The organism is Pseudocitrobacter sp. RIT415, assembly GCF_003057695.2.
GTDB classification, from domain to species: Bacteria; Pseudomonadota; Gammaproteobacteria; order Enterobacterales; family Enterobacteriaceae; genus Pseudocitrobacter; species Pseudocitrobacter faecalis.
Genome location: NZ_QBJC02000013.1, coordinates 85,914 through 107,324 on the forward strand (window position 1 = coordinate 85,914; position 21,411 = coordinate 107,324).

A 21,411-nucleotide genomic window follows, 5' to 3' on the forward strand; every position below is an offset into this window, starting at 1 on the left:
AGAAGGGCAGCCTGAGGCTGCCCTTCTTTTATTTGATAGTACGTAACACCTGCAAACAGCGCTTCAGGGCGTTATCCATTGGCGCTTCTACGCGCATCACTTCGCCCGTGCCTGGGTGAGTGAATTTCAGCGCCGCCGCATGCAGGAACAGACGCTTAAGCCCGGTCCCCGCTTCGGTAAGTTGCTGATCGAATTCGCGGTCACCATAGCGATCGTCAAAGGCAATCGGATGTCCCGCATGAAGGGTATGCACACGGATCTGGTGCGTACGCCCCGTCACCGGGCTACAGCGCACCAGCGTGGCAAACGCATAGCGCTCTTCGACTTTAAAACGCGTTTCTGACGGTTTGCCTTCCTGGCTCACGCGTACAATACGCTCACCGCTTTGCAGAATATTTTTCAGCAATGGCGCCTGCACCGCTTTAACGTGCGATTGCCACTGACCGCGCACAAGGGCCAGATAATCTTTCTGCATCCCTTTTTCACGCAGTTGTTCATGCAGCGAACGCAGCGCAGAGCGCTTTTTCGCCACCAGCAGCACGCCTGATGTATCACGGTCAAGACGGTGCACCAGTTCCAGGAAGCGCGCTTCCGGGCGCAGCGCGCGCAGGCCTTCAATCACGCCGAAGCTCAAACCGCTGCCACCGTGTACTGCCGTACCGGATGGCTTATTCAGCACCAGAATATGTTCATCTTCATAAAGGATAACGTCGCTCAGCGCGGCCACCTTTTGCAGATGCGGTGAAACGGCGTCTTCTTCGCGTTCCGCAACGCGCACTGGCGGGATACGCACTTCATCGCCCGCCTCCAGTTTGTACTCGGGTTTGATGCGTTTTTTGTTCACCCGCACTTCACCCTTACGCAGGATGCGGTAAATCATACTCTTCGGCACGCCCTTCAGTTGGGTGCGCAAAAAGTTATCAATTCGTTGCCCGGCTTCATCAGCGCTGATGGCAACCATTTTTACGGTTGGAGTCTCAGTTTTCATGGTGGGCGATTCTAAATATCCCTGCTCAATAGCGCCACTCATTTTTCTGTGCTTATACTCTTCATAGTTCGAATAGATTTTTATCATTACCCTGACTCAGGGTCTTCTTCACTGAATGCGTTGATTGTTATTAGAGCAATCTCAACGAGCAAGTGAAAAAACTGTGATTAACCGGGTGATAAAAGGTGAAAGTCAACTTGCTATAACAAGGTTAGCAAGGAATAATGAAGACGTTTTCCGTGTTCATCTTGTTAGTGCAAGGAATTAAACGGAATGACCAGTTTTGTCTGTCCGATCATCCACGCAGCAATGGCGTAAGACGTATTGATCTTTCAGACAGTTAGCGGGCTGCGGGTTGCAGTCCTTACCGGTAGATACTTTACTGGATTTCACTCAACAGAATGACGGCAAGCCGGGCGTCCCCGGAAGCTTACCTAAGTCAAAGCAACTGGGGTAAGCAGGCGAAGCCACGCGTCTGGTGAGAGAATGACGATGAGTATAAATGGAATCTTCTCTGGAGAGTTATCCCAGGCTGTTCCCCTGATAATTGCGCTGTGTTTCCGTTTGAAATACAGGCGACCGACACTCTGCGCCTCTTAAGCGAGCGACAACCGTGAGGTTGGCGACGTGAACAGTCACGAGGCCATCGGTTTACCCCGGAAAGGTATCACTCTGCTCGCAGCTTAGTCGTCAATGTAAGAATAATGAGTAAGTTACGATGAAAAGAATGTTAATCAACGCAACTCAGCAGGAAGAGTTGCGTGTCGCCCTCGTTGATGGGCAGCGTCTGTATGATCTGGATATTGAAAGCCCAGGCCATGAACAGAAGAAAGCGAACATCTACAAAGGCAAAATTACCCGTATTGAACCGAGTCTTGAAGCAGCGTTTGTTGACTACGGCGCTGAACGTCACGGTTTCCTCCCTCTCAAAGAAATTGCCCGCGAATACTTCCCCGCTAACTACAGCGCACATGGCCGTCCGAATATCAAAGACGTGCTCCGTGAAGGTCAGGAAGTGATTGTCCAGATCGATAAAGAAGAACGCGGCAATAAAGGCGCTGCGCTGACAACCTTTATCAGCCTGGCGGGCAGTTATCTGGTGCTGATGCCGAACAACCCGCGTGCGGGCGGTATCTCTCGCCGTATCGAAGGCGACGATCGCACTGAACTGAAAGAAGCGCTGGCAAGCCTTGAGCTGCCGGATGGCATGGGCCTTATCGTTCGCACCGCAGGCGTTGGCAAATCTGCCGAAGCATTGCAGTGGGATTTAAGCTTCCGCCTGAAACACTGGGAAGCCATCAAAAAAGCCGCTGAAAGCCGCCCTGCGCCGTTCCTGATTCACCAGGAAAGCAACGTCATTGTGCGTGCCTTCCGCGACTATCTGCGTCAGGACATCGGTGAAATCCTCATCGACAACCCGAAAGTGCTGGAGCTGGCTCGCCAGCATATTTCCGCGCTGGGTCGTCCGGATTTCAGCAGCAAAATCAAACTGTACACCGGTGAAATCCCGCTGTTCAGCCATTACCAAATCGAATCGCAGATTGAATCCGCATTCCAGCGCGAAGTGCGTCTGCCTTCCGGTGGGTCTATCGTTATCGATAGCACCGAAGCCCTGACCGCCATCGACATCAACTCCGCGCGTGCAACCCGCGGCGGCGATATCGAAGAAACCGCGTTCAACACTAACCTTGAAGCCGCTGATGAAATTGCCCGCCAGCTGCGCCTGCGCGACCTCGGCGGTCTGATTGTTATCGACTTCATCGATATGACGCCGGTACGCCACCAGCGCGCGGTAGAAAACCGCCTGCGCGAAGCGGTTCGCCAGGATCGTGCGCGTATCCAAATCAGCCACATCTCACGCTTTGGCCTGCTGGAAATGTCGCGTCAGCGTCTGAGCCCGTCACTGGGTGAATCCAGCCATCACGTCTGCCCGCGCTGCTCCGGTACCGGCACCGTGCGTGACAACGAATCCATGGCTCTCTCGATCCTGCGTTTGATTGAAGAAGAAGCGCTGAAAGAGAACACCAAAGAAGTACACGCCATCGTCCCTGTGCCAATTGCGTCTTACCTGCTGAACGAAAAACGTGCCGCGGTAAGCGCCATTGAAAGCCGTCAGGGTGGCGACGTTCGCTGCATTATCGTGCCGAACGATCAGATGGAAACGCCGCACTATCATGTACTGCGCGTTCGTAAAGGCGAAGAGACCTCGACCCTGAGCTATCTGCTGCCGAAACTGCACGAAGAAGAGATGGCACTGCCGTCTGAAGACGAACCTGCTGAACGTAAACTGCCTGAGCAACCGGCTCTCGCGACCTTTGTGATGCCAGACGTTCCGCCTGAACCGACAACGGCAAAACCGGCAGTCTCCGCGCCGACCGCAGCCAAAACAGCCGCTGCGCCTGCCGCGCCTGGCCTGGTGTCTCGCTTCTTCAGCGCCCTGAAAAACCTGTTCGGTGGTAGCGAAGAGAAAGTCGTTGAGCCGCAGCCTGAGAAGAAAGAAGAGAAACCTGCTCGCCAGCAGGAGCGTCGCAAGCCGCGTCAAAACAATCGTCGCGATCGTAATGACCGCAACGACCGAGGCGATCGTGGCGACCGCAACGAACGTCGTGATAACAATCGTGGCGATAACGAAGGACGCGAAGCCCGCGAACCACGTGAAGGCCGCGAGGGTCGTGAGGACAACCGCCGCAACCGTCGCGAAAAACCGCAGCAAAATGCGGAAACGCGCGACAACCGTCAGCAGAACATCGCGGACGATGGCGAGAAAGCAAAATCCCGTGACGAGCAGCAGCCGCGCCGTGAACGTAATCGTCGTCGCAACAACGATGAAAAACGTCAGGCACAGCAGGAAGCCAAATCACAAGTTCGTGACGAAATCGTTGCAGAGGACAATGCACAGGAAGAGCGCGTGCAGACTATGCCGCGTCGTAAGCAACGCCAGCTGACGCAAAAAATCCGCATTGAAACCGCGGAAGAGACGGCAGCGCGCGAAACCTTCGAAGACGATATTCCGCAGGAAACGTCCGCACCGCGTACCGAGCTGGCAAAAGTCGATCTGCCTGCCGTCGTTGAAAGCGCGCCGGCTCAGGCCGAGCATGATGACAACGGTGAAGCACGTGATACAGCGGGTATGCCGCGTCGTTCACGCCGTTCCCCGCGTCATCTGCGCGTGAGCGGTCAGCGTCGTCGTCGCTATCGTGACGAGCGTTATCCGACCCAGTCTCCGATGCCGCTGACCGTCGCGTGCGCATCGCCGGAGCTGGCGTCAGGTAAAGTGTGGATCCGTTATCCGGTAACCCGTCCGCAGGATCAGGTGGTTGAAGAGCAACGCGAACAGGATGTTGTCGTTCAGGAAACCGTAGAGCAGGTTGTTGCGCCAGTTGCAGCGATTGAGCCTGTGGTTGCCGAAGCGCCAGTAGCAGCGGTTGAAACCGTTGAACCTGCCGCCGCAGCGCAGCCTGTTGCTGAGATTGTTGAACCGGCAGTTGAAACCACCCATCCGGAAGTGATTGAAGCGCCGGTAACTGAACAACCGCAGATCATCGCCGAAGAAGACGCCGTGGTTGCGCAGGAAGTGGTTGAAGAAGTGCAGCCTGCCGCAGTTGAGCCGGAAGCGCCGGTTGCAGAAGTGGTTGCTGAAACCGCTGCACCGGTAGAAGCGCCAGTGGTCGAAGAAGCACCGGTTGCCGTCGCCGAGCCAGAAGTGGTGGCAGAGCCTGTTGTCGAAACTGCACCTGCTGCGGCACATCACGCCAGCGCGCCGATGACTCGCGCACCGGCTCCAGCTTATGTGCCGGAAGCGCCGCGCCATAGCGACTGGGTTCGCCCGGCATTCGGCTTCGACGGTAAAGGTGCTGCGGGTGGCCATAGCGCAACCCATCAGGCCTCTGCGGCGCCGACGCGTCCGCAGCCTGTTGAGTAACCGATACGCTAAAAAGCAAACCGGCCCCTGTGGCCGGTTTTTTTTTATGCCTTTCCCGGTAGCTGCATCCCGGCAATTTTCGGCATCACTTCACGCATCAAATCGAGAAACTTACGCAACCGTGTTGGATAATAACGCGCCCACGGATAGACCAGATGAACAGGCAGCGCGGCCACCTGCCACTCCGGTAACAGTTCAACCAGCCTACCCTGTGCCAGATCCTCTTCCACCGTCCATGTTGATACAATAGCGATCCCCAGCCCCGCCAGCGCGGCATTTTTCGCGACGTAGAGACTGTCCGTACTCAGACGCGGCACCAGTGAAAACGTCACACTCTCCTCATGACGATGCAGCGTGACGTCATGCTGATAGAAGGTACTGATCGCAATCCATGGCAATGCCGACATCATCCTGGGATGGGTAATTTCGGGGAACTTTGCTAACAGTTCAGGAGAGGCCACCGTACAGCGTGGGACTTCAGCCAGCAGCACAGAGATGGTGGCCGGGTCAACTTCCGTCCCAACGCGGATCGCGCAATCAATATTGTCACTGATAAAGTCGACGTTTTTATCATTGAGCATCCATTCGACCGACAGCTGTGGATGTTCGGCCAGAAAACCAATCAGTGGCATCAACAATTGTTCCTGGCCAAATGCATGCGGCGCACGCACCCGCAACGTACCAACGGGCTGATCGTCCGTAAGCTGTAATTCATCCTCCAGCGCCAGCCAGGCATCCACCACCTGTCGCGCATGTTGGTAACAGCGCTCGCCATCGTCAGTGAGTTTCATCGCATGCGTGGAGCGCAGAATTAATTTCGCCCCCAACAGTGACTCCAGCGATTGCAAACGACGGCTGATGGTCGCCTGGGTGGTTTCAAGCTGACGCGCCGCCGCCGATAGCGAACCCGATTCGACAATGCGAATAAACGTTCGCATCAGCTCAACTCTGTCTATACGCTCCTGCTTCTTCATTATCCACTTACCTATACGTCAAACGTATAACTGTTTTACCACTGCGCTGGCTACCGTGCCAGCACGCTTCAGGGAAAAATAGCGCCATACCGTATCTGAGGAACATCTGATGAAAACACACGTTAATCCGGGCTGGCTTATCTTTATCCTTGCGTTAGGCGCAGGCTTCAGCGTTGCCGCCATCTACTATGCCCAACCGCTGCTGCCGTTGATGGGCAATACTTTGCATCTGAGTGTTGAAGGCATGGGGCTCATCCCCACGCTCACTCAGGCGGGCTACGCGCTGGGAATCCTATTTCTGCTGCCGCTCGGCGACCGCTACGATCGTCGTACGCTAATCCTGTTAAAAAGCGGCATGCTGGCAGCCCTTCTGCTGCTGTGCAGCGTGACGCAGCATTTTCATCCGCTGCTGGTTGTCAGCCTGCTGATCGGTATGGCGGCAACGATGGCGCAGGATATTGTGCCTGCCGCCGCTATCCTCGCCCCTGCCGGGAAGCAAGGGAAAATGGTCGGCACAGTGATGACGGGGTTGTTACTGGGAATTTTGCTGTCGCGCACCGTGAGCGGCGTGATTGGTGAACTCTTTGGCTGGCGAGTGGTGTATCAGGCTGCTGCGGTCAGTATTGCGCTGATTGGCGTGCTGATGTGGCGCGTACTGCCACGCTTTACCGCGCACTCCAGTCTGAGCTATCCGGCATTAATGGCGTCACTGGTGCATCTGTGGCAGCGTTATCCCACATTACGCCGCGCCGCGCTGGCACAAGGCTTGCTTTCAATTGCGTTTAGCGCATTCTGGTCAACGCTCGCGGTCATGCTGCTGGAACATCATCATATGGGCAGCGCCGTCGCGGGTGGTTTTGGGATTGCGGGTGCGGCGGGCGCGCTTGCCGCGCCGCTGGCCGGTGGGCTGGCAGATAAAGTAGGTGCGGAGAAAGTCACCCAGTTAGGCGCTGCACTGGTCACGGTTTCCTTTGCACTGATGTTTATTCTGCCCGTTTTGCCACCGATGGCCCAACTGGCGATAATCGCCCTCTCCGCCATCGGCTTCGACCTGGGCCTGCAATCAAGCCTGGTTGCGCACCAGAACCTGGTTTATAGCCTGGAACCTCAGGCGCGGGGTCGCCTGAACGCACTGCTGTTTACGGTGGTCTTTATTGGCATGGCGCTGGGGTCAGTTCTGGGTAGTCAGCTGTATGCGCTGGCCGGCTGGGAAGGGGTTGTCGGGCTGGCGACGCTTGCAGGTGCCTGCGCATGGGGTGTTCGTTGGGTGGAAACCCGTCGTCTGCGCCGTACCGCGTTGCAAACTGCATAGTCACGCTTACAGGCCGGATAGCCGTATCCGGCCTGTAACATTATTTATTCAACTGAAACAGCGACATTCCCTGCATATCACTAAACGCTTTATACGATGCCTGTAGCGCCGTTTGCTGCATCACGTAGTTAGAGATGGTCTCATTCCAGTCCACATCCACCAGGTTACTCATCTGCTGCGTCTGGCTCAACGCGCGGTCATCGCCCAGCGCGTCGAGTTTATCCAGCTCATTAAGCTGTGTACCCAGTTCAGCACGCACGCTCAGCACATTGTTGAGCGAGTTGCTTAGCCCACGGTTGGTTTTGTCGATAGCGGCGCTGGCAAGAGCCTGCGCGTCTTCGTCATCGCTTACAGGCGTATTGAGCGCGGCAATGGCGCTATCCAGCATCGCAAACAGATTCGTATCGGTATCCGGCTTCGCATTGCTGGTCAGGCTATCAAAGATTTTATCGCCTGTATGGCCAATCACCATTGAACGTGAAGCGTCAACCTGCTGCGCGACATTCGCCGATCCGCCGACGTACGTACCGCCATCAGTAAACGGTGCCGTATCGGTTTTATATCCGGCAAAGATATAGCGCCCGTTTCCGTCCTGGCTGTTCGCCAGATTGAGAAGCTGATCGCGGATCCCTTGCAGGTCGGTCGCCAGCGAGGCCCGGTCGTCATCGCTTAATGTGCCGTTCCCGGCGTAAACGATTTTTTCCTGCGCCGATTGAATCGCAGTCGTCACCTGCGCCAGCGTATTTTCTTCCATCGACACGCGCTGAGTAGCAAACGTCCTCGCGGTAGCAAACTGGCTGTTTTGCGCCTGAGCCTGCGAAAGCACTACCGCTTGTGAGGCCGCTACCGGGTCATCGGAGGCACGGTTCACCCGCTTGCCGGTCGACATCTGTTCACCGTACTTCAGCCATTCTGACTGGGAACTGGTGATCCCGCGCATATTCTGCTGATACATCATCAGGGTACTGACACGCATGCGTTATTCCTCTCCTTAGCGAATATTAATCAGAGCATCAAACAGCGTGCTTGCCGTTTGCAGCACCTGGGCATTCGCCAGATAGTACTGCTGGAAGAGCTGCAGGTTGCCGTACTCTTCATCCAGGTTTACGCCGGAAATAGATTGTTGCTGTTTACTGAGCTGGGTGACGACGTTGCTTTGCGTGGTGCTGCTGGTCTCAAGCGTTGAGGTTTTATTGCCGATATCGCTGACCAGCGCCGCATACGCGTCGTTGAAGGTTTTGGAATTTCCCACCAGCTTCGCGTTTTGCAAATCGAGCAATGCCTGGCCATTACGGTTATCGCTCTCGCCATTTTCCGCGTCATCAATACCCAGCGCGAGCTCTGATTCATCACTGATCGCCACGCTCATGTTCACGATCGCATCGCTGACCGGCTTGACGGTAAAGCTGTCGTTCTCGGCCGGCGTGCCGCTCACCGTGACGGAGAGCCCGTCAAAGTTTAATGCGCCATCCTTCTGTTCCGCTTTCACTGTGGTGTTGTCGGAAAGACGCGTCACCTGCCATTCACCGTTTTTATAGCTCACGCGATAATCCGTGGCCTGCACGCTGGAGGCATCGGTCACGTCCGCCGTCAGCGACGCCTTACCGCTATTTTTACTGTTCGCCACTACGGAAGGATTACCAATCGTGAAGAAGTCCTTCCCCTCTTTTCCGTTCGCATCCACACCCTCTTTGTGCTGGGCGTTAAACGCATCCGCAAAGGCCAGTGCCATTTGGTTAAGGCTATTGCGAGTCTGATCGAGATCCTGCGAGCGGAAGGTCAACAAGCCGCCAAGTGAGCCCGTGTTAAGCAGTTTTTCCGGGATTTCAATATTTCCCGCAACGTTATCCACATACGCAACGGTGGTACGCGTTGGGTCGCTGCTGCTCGGCACAGCCGCCAGCTGGCGTGCATTACTGCCCTGCACCAGCGTATAGCCATTCGCCATGGTGACGTTGAACGTTCCGCTATCCTGCACGTTTACTTCTACGCCCACCAATTTGTTGAGCTCGCTGACTAACTGATCGCGCTGATCCAGCAAGTCGTTAGGTGACGCGCCCGCGCCGACGCCGGTCAGGCGAGAAATCTTATCGTTCAGGCTGGCAATCTGGTTCGCGTAGTTGTTGATTTGATCAACGGTGGTAGCGATAGAAAGATTCACCTGCTTATCCTGGTCGCGGAGATACTGATCGGCGACTTTAAACTGATTGACCAGACCATCCGCTTTACCCAAAACGGTCTGACGCGCGGCGGGATCTTCAGCGTTGCTCACCAGCGTTTGCATGCTGGAGAAGAAATCCTGAAGCGTGGTGGAAAGGGAGTTTGTGGTGCCGGAAAGCATATCGTCGATTTTCGACATCTGCTCATAACGCGTGGTCAACCCGCTGCTCTGGCTCTGCGCCGTACGCAGCTGGTTGGTAATGAATGCATTGTATTCGCGCTGAACGCCAGAAACGTAGACGCCATTGCCGACCCAGCCTCCCGCACCTAACGTACTGTTCGCCGAAGCGAGCACCGTGGTCTGGCGGGTATAGCCCGAGACGTTGTAGCTGGCAATATTATTACTGGTGGTATTCAGTGCCGACTGTGCCGCACTCAACCCACTCATGGCGCTATTGATTAAACTGGACATGTTCTTCCTTTTATACGTTCAGACGCGTGGCCTTTAATCGTTATCGGTCACCATCTGGCAAACTTGAGGTGTATCAGAAGAGATTTTCAATATCATTTCGGTACGCGCTGCTGACTTTGTCGCTTAAGGATTTAAGCTGTTGAATCATATTGGTTAACTTGCGCGCGTACTGGGGATCGGTGGCGTAGCCGGCATTCTGCAACGCCTGCGCGCCCTGCTCAGCCGTCGACGCGTTAGTGACCGCCGCATAGCGCGGATTGCGTGTCAGCAAGCCGACGTAATCCGACAACGCTTCCAGATACGAACCGTAGACACGGAATTTCGCTTTCACCTTTTTCGCTTCACCGTATTCATATTCGGTGGTGGTGATTTCCGTCACCGGCCCTTTCCAGTTCCCTGACGCTTTCACGCCAAAAAGATTGTAACTCGGCTCACCGTTCTCACGGCGGATCTGTCGCTGGCCCCACCCCGACTCCAGCGCGGCCTGCGCCAGAATCAGATGGTGCGGAATACCGCTCTGCTCGCTCGCCACCTGCGCCGGAAGCGCCAGTTTCGCGAGGAAATCTTTACTGTTTCCTGAGAGTGGCGCATCGCTGCCGCCAGATGTTTTCGGCAGTGCCTTGCGCACCATCTGAGTCAGCGCATCGTTCTGGAAGCTGGTGACCGTTTGCAGATCAAATTTCATCGGTACCTGACCCGCCGTGGCGGACGGCTCCTTCTGGGTCTGCATCTGCTTCACCATCTCTTCTGCCAGCCCCAGCCCTTTCCCGGCGGTCATCTGCTGGGCAATTTGCTGATCGTACATGCTGGTGTAGAGCCGGGTCTGGTCGCTGCTGAAAAGGCCATCTTTCGGCAGCGCCTCGCGCATACTCTTCAACATCATCTGCACGAACATGCCCTCCACCTGACGGGCGACAGGCCGCAGGTTAGCCTGCGGATCCTGTCCGGCTTTCGCCTTGAGTTCGTTAAGCGATTGCGCATCCCACGCCGCGCTGGCAGTCAACTTGCTGTCGCCCAGCATCAGACGATCTCCACTTTCGCACGCAGACACCCGGCGCTTTGCATCGATTGCAGAATCGACATCAGCTCCATCGGCGTCGCGCCCAGCGCGTTCAGTGCGCGCACCACATTATTCAGATTGGCGCTCTCGCGCACGCTTTGCAGCGAACCACCGCTCTGACGCAGATCGATCTGCGTTTGCGGTGTTACCACCGTCTGGCCGCCGCCAAATGGCGTATCCGGCTGGCTAACCTGCGCCTGACGGTTCACGGTGACGGACAGATTACCCTGCGCCACGGCACAGGTATCCAGCGTCACTTCGCGGTTCATCACCACCGAACCGGTACGCGAGTTAATAATCACCTTCGCATCCTGCGGTACGCCACCCACTTCCAGATTCTGGATATCCGCCAGCAAACGCACCTGACCACTGCCGCCCTGCGGTGCGCGAACCTGCACGGTACGCGCATCCAGCGCGGTGGCGTTGCCAAATCCGCTGCGGCGGTTAATGGTGTCGGCAATCTGCTGCGCCATGGTGAAATCATCCTGGTTCAGCTGAAGGTTAATGGTATTCCCCGCGCCAAACTGCGTTGGCAACTCGCGTTCAATGGTGGCCCCGCCGGTAATGCGCCCGCCGTTAAGCTGGTTAACCTGTACGCTGCTGCCGCCCGCCGATGCGCCCGCGCCCCCCACCAGAATGTTACCCTGCGCCAGGGCATACACCTGGCTATCAACCCCTTTCAGCGGCGTCATCAGCAGTGTGCCGCCGCGCAAGCTTTTGGCGTTTCCCATCGACGAGACCACCACATCGATAGTTTGCCCCTGACGCGCAAACGCCGGGAACTGGGCGGTGACCATCACTGCCGCCACGTTTTTCAGCTGCATGTTCGTGCCTGCCGGAACGGTGATCCCCAGTTGCGACAGCATGTTGTTCAGGCTCTGGGTGGTGAACGGCGTCTGGGTGGTCTGATCGCCCGTACCGTCCAGCCCGACCACCAGGCCATAGCCAATGAGGGAGTTTTCCCTGACGCCCTGTACGCTGGTGAGATCGCGAATGCGGTCAGCCTGCGCCAGAGTACTCACCAAAACCAGCGTTACGCTAATCAGGGTTTTAAACATAATCCACCTCATTACATCGGCGATAAATTCAGGAAGAAACGCTGCAACCAGCCCATATTCTGTGCTTCGTTGATGTAGCCGTTACCCACGTATTCGATTCGCGCATCCGCCACCTGGGTGGACGGTACGGTATTGCTGCCGCTGATGGTGCGCGGGTTAACCACGCCCGAGAAGCGGATAAATTCGGTGCCCTGATTGATGGCAATCTGTTTTTCCCCCACCACGTGGAGGTTGCCGTTCGCCAGAACCTGATCGACGGTGACGGTCAATGTACCGCTAAAAGTGTTGCTGGCATTCGCGCCGCCTTTGCCGTTAAAGGTGTTACCGCCGGAGGCGTCAACATCCGCACGGGCATTGCCAAAAAGCCCCTGCAGATAGCGCGGCACCACATCAAAACCGAAGTTAGTTTTGCCATCGCGGCTGGCATTGGCCGATGAACTCTTGCTGGCGCTGACGTTTTCCTGAAGCACGATAGTGAGCGTATCGCCAATATTGCGCGGGCGACGGTCTTCAAACAGTGGCTGATAACCGTAGTTAATCGGCTGCGCGGTCTGGAATATTGAGCCATTCGCTACCGGCACCGGGCCGGGGATCGGCTGCGCCGAGGTTGCGCCTTCTACCAGCGGCTTGCTGGGAATGAAGGCGCATCCGGTCATAGAGAGCGCCAGTGCCGTTAAAAGTGGATAACGAAACGCTGCGGTTTTTTGCATGGTTTTCATCTTTTGGTTTGCGCCGGATGCGCTGCGCTTATCCGGCCTACGAACGTATGAACTCTGTAGGTCGGATAAGCGCAGCGCATCCGACAAATCCGGCACCACCGTTACAGCTGGGTCAATTTCTGCAACATCTGGTCGGTGGTCGATACCGCTTTACTGTTAATTTCGTAGGCGCGCTGTACCTGAATCATATTGACCAGTTCTTCCGCCACGTTAACGTTAGAGGTCTCGACATATCCCTGATAGAGCAGCCCCGCGCCGTTTAACCCCGGGGTGGAATCATTCGGCGCACCGGAAGCCTGCGTCTCGACGTACAGGTTTTCGCCAATGCTTTCCAGCCCGCTGTCGTTCATAAAGGTCGTCAGGTTAAGCTGCCCCACCTGCACCGGGTTGGTCTGCCCCTGCTGGGTCGCGCTGACAATGCCATCGCGGCCAATGGTGATGCTCAGCGTATTCGCCGGAATGGTGATCGCTGGCTGCACCTGAAAACCGCCCGCCGTCACCAGTTGACCGTTTTGATCGACCTGGAATGAACCATCGCGGGTATACGCAGACGTACCATCCGGCAGCAGCACCTGGAAGAAGCCCTGGCCTTTAATCGCCACGTCTTTGCTGTTATCGGTCTGCGACAGGTTGCCCTGGCTGTGCAGACGTTCGGTCGCAACCGGGCGCACGCCAGTACCAATCTGCAAACCAGATGGCAGCGTGGTCTGCTCTGAAGATTGCGCCCCCGGCTGACGAACCGTTTGATAAAGAAGATCTTCAAACACCGCGCGTTGACGCTTAAAACCATTGGTACTGACGTTCGCCAGGTTGTTGGCGATAACGTCCATATTGGTCTGCTGCGCGTCGAGGCCGGTTTTGGCGATCCATAATGAACTGATCATGATTTTCCTTAGCTCATTGACAGCAACTGGTTAGCTTTCTGCGTGTTTTCATCCACGCTGCTGATAACCTTCATCTGCATTTCGAATCGGCGAGCGCTGGCTATCATATCGGCCATCGCCGCCACGGGTTTGACGTTACTGCCTTCCAGCACGCCGGACTGCAAGCGGATAGTCTGATCGGCCTGCAACATTGGGCCGCGGGTGGCTTGTGCCGCAGCGGTCAGGCGAAATACGCCATCATCGCCGCGCACGATTTCCGTGTTATCCGCTTTTACCATTTTCAGTCGCCCCACCTGAGCCACCGTATTCGGCGGATCGCCTGGGTTAAGCGCCGAAATGGTACCATCCGCCGCGATGGTGATTTCCGCGCCTTCCGGCACGGTGAGCGGGCCACCATCGCCCATCACCGGATTACCCTGAATGGTCAGTTGCCCGGTTGGCCCCACCTGAATGTTACCGTTGCGGGTATATCCTTCCCCGCCATCGGCGGTTTGCACCGCCAGCCAGCCATCCTGTTGCAGCGCGACATCCAGCGGGCGTGAGGTGTAGTCGAGCTGGCCTGGCGTCATATCCGCACCCGGCGTGGAAGCCGTCACCAGCGTACGCGTCGGCACGGACATCCCTTCGACCGGCACCGCACGCATGGCGTTGAGCTGGGCGCGAAACCCCGGCGTTGAACTGTTGGCGAGGTTGCTGGCGGTGACTGCCTGCTGCTCCATCGTCTGGCTCGCCGCGCCCATCGCCGTGTAAATTGCGTGATCCATAAAGCTGCCTTATCGGGATTAACGCAGGTTAACCAGCGTGTTCAGGATCTGATCCTGGGTTTTAATGGTCTGAGCGTTGGACTGATAGTTACGCTGGGCGACAATCATATTGACCAGCTCTTTGCTGAGATCGACGTTAGACGCTTCCAGCGCGCCGTTGGTCAAACTGCCGAAGTTACCGCTGCCCGCCGTACCCAGCAGTGCCACGCCGGAAGACTGCGTTGCAGACCAGACGTTATCGCCTTCCGATTGCAGGCCTTCGTTGTTGGCAAAGTTCGCCAGCACGATTTGCCCCAGCAACTGGCTCTGTTCGTTGGAGTAGTTCCCGACCACGGTGCCGTCTTCGTTAATCTGATAGCTCACCAGATCGCCCGGCGCATAGCCGTTCTGCGAGGTGGCGACGATGTTATTTGCGCCGGTGTTCTGCTGCATGGAATTGAGGAAGCTCAGAGAGAAAGAACCGGCGGCAGAGCCATTGAGTGCATCAATAGCGACCTGAATTTCAGGGTTTGCGTTGGCATCGGTTGCGAGGGTACCCGTGTCGTCGTAATTACGGATCCCGCTCAGCGTGCCATTGCTGCTAAAGGACATTTGCGCCGCTTTCTTCGCTGCCGCACCGCTAACACTGGTGTCCTGGGTGTAAACATCCCACTTATTGTCATCCGTTTTGACGTAATAGATATTCATGTCATGGGCGTTACCCTGACTGTCATAAACGGTTACTGTACCTTTCTTGTTGTAGCTGTCGGCATTAGCCGGATCGAACGTCGCGACGCTCGGTTTGGCATCTGTCGAGTTGAGGTTGACCTGCATCGCCGCTGTGGTGGTCTCTTTTGCCGACATCAGCGAGTTCGGGATGGTGATCGCCGTGGGGTTCGCCCCCTGCTGAATGGTTGGCGGCGTGCCGGACGCCGGATAACCTGTTACCTGCAAGCCCTGCGAGTTCACCAGCGTACGGTTTGCATCGAGGGAAAACTGGCCATTACGGCTATAGAAAACGGAACCGTTGCTGTCGGTGAGACGGAAAAAACCGTTCTGGCTGATGGCGACGTCCAGCGCGCGTCCGGTGCTGGTGGTCGTACCGTCAGTAAAGTCCTGGGTGATCCCGGCCACTTTGACCCCTAGCCCCACTTTCGAACCGGCAAACATATCAGCAAACGAGGCGGTGCCTGATTTAAAGCCGTAGGTTGCGGAGTTAGCAATGTTGTTGCCGATAACATCGAGATTACTGGACGCGGCATTCATGCCGCTGACCGCTTGAGAAAAGCCCATGATTCACTCCTGAATTAAATAATCTGACGAACTTCGTCGAGCGTGGTGGTGCCGTAGGTGCCGAGATCCAACTGATTGCCGTTCCCACTCAGCGTTACCCCCTGAACCAGCGCAAATTTCAGCGGTTGCGCCACCAGTTGCGTGGTGCCGCTGCTGGCGGTAATGCTGACGTTGTATGCGCCATCCGCCACTGCCGCACCGTCCGTGCCAGTACCGTCCCAGGTGAAGGTATGAACACCGGCGGTCAGCGCGCCGATATCCAGCGTCTTCACAACATTGCCGTTACTGTCGGTTATCGTGGCGGTCACTTTGTCGGCCGCCTGCTCCAGCTCAACGCCAAACGGCGTGGTGTCCGTGCCGTCGCCATCGCTGTTTTTGCCCGCCAGCACTGTCGTTCCGGGGATCATCACACCGTGACCAATCAGCGATGATGCCTGCAATGATTTACTGCTGTCGATTTGCCCGGAAATAGAGCCCAGCGACGTATTCAGTTTCTCGATGCCGCTTACGGTGCTGATTTGCGCCAGTTGGCTGGTAAGCTGGCTGTTGTCCATCGGGTTGGTGGGATCCTGGTTTTTTAGCTGCGCCACCAGCAGCGTCAGGAAACTGTTCTGTAAATCATCCGCGCTGCTGCTGGTCAGCGACCCGCTGTTACTGGTTGCGCTGGTCGCGCTGGTGCTATTGACGTTCACTGCAATGGACATTGTTCTCTCCGTTATTGGCCCAACGTGAGGGTCTTAAGCATCATGCTTTTCACGGTGTTCATCACCTCGACGTTAGCCTGATAGCTGCGCGAGGCCGACAGGGTGTTTACCATTTCGCCAACCACATCAACGTTTGGCATGCGCACATAACCTTTGGCATCCGCCAATGGATTACCCGGCTGGTAAACCAGCTTGTCGGGCGCCTGGCTTTCGATGACATCGGAAACTTTGACGCCGCCCGTTGCCGCGCCTGGCTGTGCGTCAACCTGAAAAACCACCTGCTTTGCGCGATACGGTTGACCATCCGGGCCGGTCACGCTGTCGGCGTTCGCCAGGTTACTGGCCGCCACGTTCAGCCGTTTGGACTGTGCGGTAAGCGCTGAGCCCGCCACATCAAAAATATTCAGTAAAGCCATGCATTAATTCCCCTGCTGGAGGACGCTCATCATCCCCTTGATTTGCCCGCCCAGTACCGTAAGCCCGGTCTGGTACTGCAAACTGTTGTCAGCGAACTGCGTGCGCTCGCGATCCATATCGACGGTATTCCCATCCAGCGCGGGCTGATCGGGAATGCGGTAGAGCAAATCGGTGGCAGCAGATGAGAAGTTTTGTGCGGGTATATGACGAACGGATGTGAGCGACAGCGCCACGCCGTTGGTACCAGCCCGCCCTCGCTCCATCACTTTTTTCATTTCACTGGCAAAATCGATATCGCGCGCCTGATACCCCGGGGTATCGGCGTTGGCGATATTGGCGGCCAGAATCTCCTGGCGCTCAGCGCGCAGATTCAGGGCTTCCTGTTGAAAACGCAGCGCGGCGTCGAGTTTATCGAGCATGGCTCCTCCGCAGATGGCAAAATTTCAGTCGACAGCTTAATTCGCCTTGTGCGTGCGTTATCGCCGGAATAAACGCAATATGCGTCGCTATTTATTCCGTTGATGTCAGCGGCGGATGCGTAAAATACTCACACTACCCTCTCTGACGGAGTGTTCGATGCCGAAGCTCACTACCTCGCTGGCCGCGTGTATACTGCTCGCCAGCCCGATCGCCCTGGCGCAGGATCTGCAAAGCCAGTTGTCGACATTTTTCAGCCAGCGGCTGGAAGGGTTGAGTGACGAGGTGGTGGTGCAACTGCGTAGCCCTCTTGCGATGTGGCCCTCCTGTGAGCAACCGGTGCTCAGTACGCCAGGCAATGCCCGGCTGTGGGGAAACCTGAATGTGGTGGCACGCTGCGGTAATGAGAAACGCTATTTGCAGGTGACGGTGCAAGCCACGGGCAATTATGTGGTCGCTGCCGGGCCGATCGCGCGGGGCACAATGCTGAATGCACAATCAGTAACGCTAAAACGTGGCCGTCTGGATCAGTTGCCGCCGCGCACCATGCTGGACATCAATCAGGCGCAGGACGCAGTCAGCCTTCGCGATGTTGCCGCCGGACAAGCGTTGCAGCTAACCATGATTCGCCCCGCGTGGCGGGTAAAAGCCGGGCAACGCGTCCAGGTCATCGCGAAAGGTGATGGCTTTAGCGTCAACAGCGAAGGTCAGGCGCTGAATAACGCCGCCGTGGCGCAAAACGCACGTGTGCGGATGTCCTCAGGCCAGGTGGTCAGCGGTGAAGTGAACGCGGATGGGAATGTTCTGATTAACCTATAATCCTGATAAAGAAAGTACGGCGATTGCCGATAAAGTATTAACAAATGAATATGGCAATCCCCGCGCCATCATAAGCCTCCATGAGGAAATCACATGAGCATTGAACGTACATCGCCTCTGAATCCTGTTAACGCAGTACAGTCTCGCGAGCCGAACGAGACCCAGACGCCAAAAGCGCGTGTGGAAAAAAACGCTGAAATCAACAGCACCCGAGTCAAGCTGAGTGACGCACAAACGACCTTAACGCAATCGGATACGCGTGATATCAACATGGAGCGCGTCGAAGCGTTGAAAATCGCCATTCGCAACGGTGAGTTGAAGATGGATACCGGTAAAATTGCTGATGCGTTGATTCAGGAAACGCAGAATTATCTACAGAGTAACTAACCGCATGAGTCGTCTGCCCGATATTTTGGATCAAATGACCGCTATCCTGAACTCGCTGAAAGAGGTGATGGATGCCGAACAACAGCAGCTTTCCGCCGGAAGTGTGAACGGAAGCCTGCTGCAGCGCATAACCGAAGATAAAAGCTCGCTGCTGGCGGCGCTCGATTATCTTGAACAACAACGTCGCGTGGAGCAGGAAGCGCAACGTTGCGCCAATGACGATGACGTGGCTTCGCGCTGGCTGAACATTACGCAGAAAACGCAGCAATTGCGTGACCTTAATCAGCACAATGGCTGGTTGCTGGAAGGACAAATCGCGCGTAACCAGCAGGCGCTGGAGGTGCTGAAGCCTTATCAGGAGACGGGATTGTATGGCAAGGATGGGCAAACGGCGGGACAACCGCGTAGCGGCAAGAAATTCACCGTCTAACCGCAATCAGGACGGCGGGAAAAATTACGCTCCCGCCGCCGCATCATTTTACGCCGTCCGGCGTGCGAACTCTTTGACTTTGAAACCCAACACCGCAAGCGTGGCGAAGTAGGCAATAATCCCGACGACAACCACGGCCATCAGGCGCAACAGGCGCATCGGCATCGTCCCCTGCGACCACTCTGGCATGACGTGCATCATCCCCAGCAGGGCCGCGGCCATCACCAGCACCGCGACAATCAGACGCACGAGGAATTTGCTCCAGCCCGGCTGCGGGGTGAAAATTTTCTGCTTACGCAACTGCCAGTAGAGCAGGCTGGCGTTCAGGCAGGCCGCCAGACCAATCGACAGCGACAGACCTGCATGCTTCAGGGGGCCGATAAACGCGAGGTTCATCAACTGCGTCATAATCAGCGTCACAATGGCGATTTTCACCGGTGTTTTGATGTCCTGACGCGAATAGAATCCCGGTGCCAGCACTTTCACCACGATAAGCCCCATCAGGCCGACGGAATAGGCCACCAGCGCACGCTGCGTCATCGCCGCATCAAACGCGGTGAATTTACCGTACTGGAACAGGGAAACCGTCAGCGGTTTCGCCAGAATGCCCAACGCCACGGCGCTCGGCAGCGCCAGCAGGAAGCACAGACGCAGCCCCCAGTCCATCAGACGGCAATACTCATCATGATTACCGCTGGCAAAGCTTTTCGACAGCGACGGCAGAAGAATCGTCCCCAGCGCCACGCCCAGCACGCCGGACGGAAACTCCATCAGACGGTCAGCGTAGTACATCCACGAAACGGAGCCAGACACCAGGAAAGAGGCAAAAATAGTGTTGATAATTAGCGAAATCTGGCTGACGGAGACGCCCAGGATAGCCGGCCCCATTTGCTTCACTACGCGCATCGCGCCCGCATCTTTTAAATTGATGCGCGGCAGCACCAGCATGCCGATTTTCTTCAGATGCGGCAATTGGTAAGCCAACTGAAGCACACCGCCAACGGTCACCGCCCACGCCAGCGCCAGCACCGGGGGATGGAAATAGGGTGCTGCAGACAGTGCAAAGCCAATCATACTGACGTTGAGCAGCGTCGGCGCAAACGCAGGCACCGAGAAGCGGTTCCAGGTGTTGAGGATAGCCCCCACCAGCGAGGCGAGTGAAATCAGCAAAATATAGGGGAAGGTAATGCGCAGTAGCTGCGAGGTAAGGTTAAATTTGTCTGCGGTATCGGCAAAACCCGGCGCGGTAATGGTGATTACCCACGGTGCCGCCAGCATGCCAATGACCGTCACCAGCGCTAGCGCCAGCGTCAATAAACCGGAAACATACGAGACAAATACGCGGGTCGCGTCTTCGCCTTGTTTGCTCTTATATTCTGCGAGAATCGGAACAAAAGCCTGCGAAAATGCGCCTTCGGCAAAAATACGACGCAGCAGGTTAGGCAGTTTGAACGCCACAAAGAAGGCATCGGTTGCCATTCCCGCGCCAAATACCCTTGCCACAATGGCATCACGTGCAAAACCCAGCACGCGCGAAAACATGGTCATCGAGCTGACAGCCGCCAGCGATTTTAATAGATTCATTAACGTGTTATTCCACAACCGGAAGCAAAATGCCTGCAACAGCCCGGCGCGATTGCCGGGCTGCGGTTTACAGGCAGGAGCCTGAAGAGGCGTTAGTCTACCGGGTTCGGGATGAATTGCTACTGCCAGATGTTACAGCAGGTTATTCATCAACGGCTTCGCGCCACAGCGCGTCTACGATACGTTGCGCCATCAGCGCCTGGTCGCCTGCCGTTTCCGGAACCGTCTGATTTTGCACGCATTCAATAAAGTGTCGCGCACAGCCGACAAATCCGCGCTGCTCAAGCGTAGTCTGCCAGCCGGGTATGGGGCGTGTGACGATGCCTGCGCCCCGCTCTTCCCGCCATTCACGCATATCGGTGATGTCATACAGCGCGCCGTCCGTCACCGCCTGCACCCACTCGCGCTGGCTACCGGCGCGGCGATGCATGCTGGTCGTGACGCTAAGCGTAGGATGGCTGAAGTGATGCTCTGCGTAGAGCATCTCACCATCGTCTGTGGTTTGTAGCGTGCCGCTGCTTAAGGGCGCATTACCGCCCGCCAGCCACAGCGCGGTATCGACCACATGCAGATAATCATCCAGCAGGGTGAAGTGCAGGTCATGCGGGCCGACGCTGTCAGTGCGGTGTTTATCCATCCGCAGCGACGCGGCGTGCGTGAGATTGCTTTTTAGCTCGCGGTACAGCGGCGCAAAACGGCGATTAAAGCCGACCATCAGCGTTAATTTTTTGCGTGTAGCCAGTTCAACCAGACGCTCGGCATCGCTCAGTTTCTCCGCCAGCGGTTTGTCGACACAGACGTGAACGCCCGCATTCAGCAATTCGCTGACCACCGAAGAGTGCGACGCCGTTGCGCTGTGGACAAACACCGCATCGCACTGCGCCGCCAGCGAAGCCAATGAATCCGCATACGGCATGCGGTAGGTTTCGCAAATCTTAAGTGCCTTCTCTTTACCGGGTGACCAGGCCGCCTGCAATGTCCAGTCGGTGGCGGCGCTGAGTACCGGGAGCCACGCCTTCTGCGCGATCCCGCCGAGCCCCACCACGCCTACGCGTAATTTTGCCATCG

Annotated in this window: 20 protein-coding genes; 5 read left to right on the forward strand and 15 right to left on the reverse strand. The window is 56.4% G+C overall.

The window, feature by feature from the left end; genetic code table 11:
• Positions 1-28: 28 nt before the first annotated feature.
• On the reverse strand, positions 29-988 hold the full coding sequence (rluC, locus tag DBY68_RS14210; RefSeq protein WP_108475737.1) for a 23S rRNA pseudouridine(955/2504/2580) synthase RluC: 960 nt from the start codon (positions 986-988) through the stop codon (positions 29-31).
• Positions 989-1,706: 718 nt separating this feature from the next.
• Between rluC and rne the strand changes: the two genes are divergently transcribed.
• Positions 1,707-4,910: a ribonuclease E gene (gene rne, locus DBY68_RS14220; protein WP_108475739.1), complete on the forward strand. Its 3,204-nt coding sequence runs from the start codon at positions 1,707-1,709 to the stop codon at positions 4,908-4,910.
• Between the two features lie 44 nt (positions 4,911-4,954).
• Here rne and DBY68_RS14225 read toward each other — a convergent pair whose 3' ends face one another.
• Entirely contained in the window at positions 4,955-5,884 is a 930-nt protein-coding gene (locus DBY68_RS14225; protein ID WP_108475740.1) for a LysR family transcriptional regulator, read from the reverse strand.
• Between the two features lie 109 nt (positions 5,885-5,993).
• On the opposite strand from DBY68_RS14225, the gene DBY68_RS14230 reads away from it, so the two are divergent.
• Positions 5,994-7,196 (forward strand): MFS transporter, encoded by a 1,203-nt coding sequence (locus tag DBY68_RS14230; RefSeq protein ID WP_108475741.1) that lies wholly within the window; start codon positions 5,994-5,996, stop codon positions 7,194-7,196.
• 40 nt (positions 7,197-7,236) lie between these two features.
• Here DBY68_RS14230 and flgL read toward each other — a convergent pair whose 3' ends face one another.
• The 11 genes from flgL to flgB form a co-directional block, all read right to left on the reverse strand.
• Positions 7,237-8,172 (reverse strand): flagellar hook-associated protein FlgL, encoded by a 936-nt coding sequence (gene flgL / locus DBY68_RS14235; protein WP_108475742.1) that lies wholly within the window; start codon positions 8,170-8,172, stop codon positions 7,237-7,239.
• 15 nt (positions 8,173-8,187) lie between these two features.
• Positions 8,188-9,828 (reverse strand): flagellar hook-associated protein FlgK, encoded by a 1,641-nt coding sequence (gene flgK / locus DBY68_RS14240; protein WP_108475743.1) that lies wholly within the window; start codon positions 9,826-9,828, stop codon positions 8,188-8,190.
• A 73-nt stretch (positions 9,829-9,901) separates the two neighbouring features.
• A complete protein-coding gene (gene flgJ / locus DBY68_RS14245) occupies positions 9,902-10,849 on the reverse strand; it encodes a flagellar assembly peptidoglycan hydrolase FlgJ (RefSeq protein ID WP_108475744.1) in 948 nt (315 codons plus the stop codon).
• Entirely contained in the window at positions 10,849-11,946 is a 1,098-nt protein-coding gene (locus tag DBY68_RS14250) for a flagellar basal body P-ring protein FlgI (RefSeq protein ID WP_108475745.1), read from the reverse strand. The genes flgJ and DBY68_RS14250 overlap by 1 nt, the downstream gene beginning before the upstream one ends.
• 11 nt (positions 11,947-11,957) lie before the next feature.
• Positions 11,958-12,656, reverse strand: a complete 699-nt coding sequence (flgH, locus tag DBY68_RS14255) for a flagellar basal body L-ring protein FlgH (protein WP_108475785.1) — start codon at positions 12,654-12,656, stop codon at positions 11,958-11,960.
• 110 nt (positions 12,657-12,766) lie between these two features.
• On the reverse strand, positions 12,767-13,549 hold the full coding sequence (flgG, locus tag DBY68_RS14260; RefSeq protein WP_015964871.1) for a flagellar basal-body rod protein FlgG: 783 nt from the start codon (positions 13,547-13,549) through the stop codon (positions 12,767-12,769).
• An 8-nt stretch (positions 13,550-13,557) separates the two neighbouring features.
• On the reverse strand, positions 13,558-14,313 hold the full coding sequence (locus DBY68_RS14265; protein WP_108475746.1) for a flagellar basal body rod protein FlgF: 756 nt from the start codon (positions 14,311-14,313) through the stop codon (positions 13,558-13,560).
• 18 nt (positions 14,314-14,331) lie between these two features.
• Positions 14,332-15,585: a flagellar hook protein FlgE gene (gene flgE / locus DBY68_RS14270; protein WP_108475747.1), complete on the reverse strand. Its 1,254-nt coding sequence runs from the start codon at positions 15,583-15,585 to the stop codon at positions 14,332-14,334.
• 14 nt (positions 15,586-15,599) lie between these two features.
• Positions 15,600-16,289, reverse strand: coding sequence for a flagellar hook assembly protein FlgD (gene flgD / locus DBY68_RS14275; RefSeq protein WP_108475748.1), 690 nt, complete (start codon positions 16,287-16,289; stop codon positions 15,600-15,602).
• 11 nt (positions 16,290-16,300) lie between these two features.
• Positions 16,301-16,705 (reverse strand): flagellar basal body rod protein FlgC, encoded by a 405-nt coding sequence (flgC, locus tag DBY68_RS14280; protein ID WP_108475749.1) that lies wholly within the window; start codon positions 16,703-16,705, stop codon positions 16,301-16,303.
• Positions 16,706-16,708: 3 nt separating this feature from the next.
• The gene (flgB, locus tag DBY68_RS14285; RefSeq protein ID WP_108475750.1) at positions 16,709-17,125 is read right to left on the reverse strand and encodes a flagellar basal body rod protein FlgB; all 417 of its coding nucleotides are present in this window, start codon (positions 17,123-17,125) and stop codon (positions 16,709-16,711) included.
• Between the two features lie 157 nt (positions 17,126-17,282).
• On the opposite strand from flgB, the gene flgA reads away from it, so the two are divergent.
• From flgA to flgN, 3 genes are all read left to right on the forward strand, one after another.
• Positions 17,283-17,942, forward strand: a complete 660-nt coding sequence (gene flgA, locus DBY68_RS14295; protein ID WP_108475751.1) for a flagellar basal body P-ring formation chaperone FlgA — start codon at positions 17,283-17,285, stop codon at positions 17,940-17,942.
• Between the two features lie 93 nt (positions 17,943-18,035).
• The gene (gene flgM / locus DBY68_RS14300) at positions 18,036-18,329 is read left to right on the forward strand and encodes a flagellar biosynthesis anti-sigma factor FlgM (protein WP_108475752.1); all 294 of its coding nucleotides are present in this window, start codon (positions 18,036-18,038) and stop codon (positions 18,327-18,329) included.
• A 4-nt stretch (positions 18,330-18,333) separates the two neighbouring features.
• Entirely contained in the window at positions 18,334-18,759 is a 426-nt protein-coding gene (flgN, locus tag DBY68_RS14305) for a flagella biosynthesis chaperone FlgN (RefSeq protein WP_108475753.1), read from the forward strand.
• A 48-nt stretch (positions 18,760-18,807) separates the two neighbouring features.
• On the opposite strand, the gene murJ is transcribed toward flgN, so the two are convergent.
• Positions 18,808-20,343, reverse strand: a complete 1,536-nt coding sequence (murJ, locus tag DBY68_RS14310) for a murein biosynthesis integral membrane protein MurJ (protein ID WP_108475754.1) — start codon at positions 20,341-20,343, stop codon at positions 18,808-18,810.
• 142 nt (positions 20,344-20,485) lie between these two features.
• A complete protein-coding gene (locus DBY68_RS14315) occupies positions 20,486-21,409 on the reverse strand; it encodes a Gfo/Idh/MocA family oxidoreductase (RefSeq protein WP_108475755.1) in 924 nt (307 codons plus the stop codon).
• Positions 21,410-21,411: the final 2 nt, after the last annotated feature.

Excerpts from the sequence above, each read along its gene's own strand:
- rluC (WP_108475737.1), bottom strand. The coding sequence starts at position 988 with ATGAAAACTGAGACTCCAACCGTAAAAATGGTTGCCATCAGCGCTGAT.
- rne (WP_108475739.1), top strand. The coding sequence starts at position 1,707 with ATGAAAAGAATGTTAATCAACGCAACTCAGCAGGAAGAGTTGCGTGTC.
- DBY68_RS14225 (WP_108475740.1), bottom strand. The coding sequence starts at position 5,884 with ATGAAGAAGCAGGAGCGTATAGACAGAGTTGAGCTGATGCGAACGTTT.
- DBY68_RS14230 (WP_108475741.1), top strand. The coding sequence starts at position 5,994 with ATGAAAACACACGTTAATCCGGGCTGGCTTATCTTTATCCTTGCGTTA.
- flgL (WP_108475742.1), bottom strand. The coding sequence starts at position 8,172 with ATGCGTGTCAGTACCCTGATGATGTATCAGCAGAATATGCGCGGGATC.
- flgK (WP_108475743.1), bottom strand. The coding sequence starts at position 9,828 with ATGTCCAGTTTAATCAATAGCGCCATGAGTGGGTTGAGTGCGGCACAG.
- flgJ (WP_108475744.1), bottom strand. The coding sequence starts at position 10,849 with ATGCTGGGCGACAGCAAGTTGACTGCCAGCGCGGCGTGGGATGCGCAA.
- DBY68_RS14250 (WP_108475745.1), bottom strand. The coding sequence starts at position 11,946 with ATGTTTAAAACCCTGATTAGCGTAACGCTGGTTTTGGTGAGTACTCTG.
- flgH (WP_108475785.1), bottom strand. The coding sequence starts at position 12,656 with ATGCAAAAAACCGCAGCGTTTCGTTATCCACTTTTAACGGCACTGGCG.
- flgG (WP_015964871.1), bottom strand. The coding sequence starts at position 13,549 with ATGATCAGTTCATTATGGATCGCCAAAACCGGCCTCGACGCGCAGCAG.
- DBY68_RS14265 (WP_108475746.1), bottom strand. The coding sequence starts at position 14,313 with ATGGATCACGCAATTTACACGGCGATGGGCGCGGCGAGCCAGACGATG.
- flgE (WP_108475747.1), bottom strand. The coding sequence starts at position 15,585 with ATGGGCTTTTCTCAAGCGGTCAGCGGCATGAATGCCGCGTCCAGTAAT.
- flgD (WP_108475748.1), bottom strand. The coding sequence starts at position 16,289 with ATGTCCATTGCAGTGAACGTCAATAGCACCAGCGCGACCAGCGCAACC.
- flgC (WP_108475749.1), bottom strand. The coding sequence starts at position 16,705 with ATGGCTTTACTGAATATTTTTGATGTGGCGGGCTCAGCGCTTACCGCA.
- flgB (WP_108475750.1), bottom strand. The coding sequence starts at position 17,125 with ATGCTCGATAAACTCGACGCCGCGCTGCGTTTTCAACAGGAAGCCCTG.
- flgA (WP_108475751.1), top strand. The coding sequence starts at position 17,283 with ATGCCGAAGCTCACTACCTCGCTGGCCGCGTGTATACTGCTCGCCAGC.
- flgM (WP_108475752.1), top strand. The coding sequence starts at position 18,036 with ATGAGCATTGAACGTACATCGCCTCTGAATCCTGTTAACGCAGTACAG.
- flgN (WP_108475753.1), top strand. The coding sequence starts at position 18,334 with ATGAGTCGTCTGCCCGATATTTTGGATCAAATGACCGCTATCCTGAAC.
- murJ (WP_108475754.1), bottom strand. The coding sequence starts at position 20,343 with ATGAATCTATTAAAATCGCTGGCGGCTGTCAGCTCGATGACCATGTTT.
- DBY68_RS14315 (WP_108475755.1), bottom strand. The coding sequence starts at position 21,409 with ATGGCAAAATTACGCGTAGGCGTGGTGGGGCTCGGCGGGATCGCGCAG.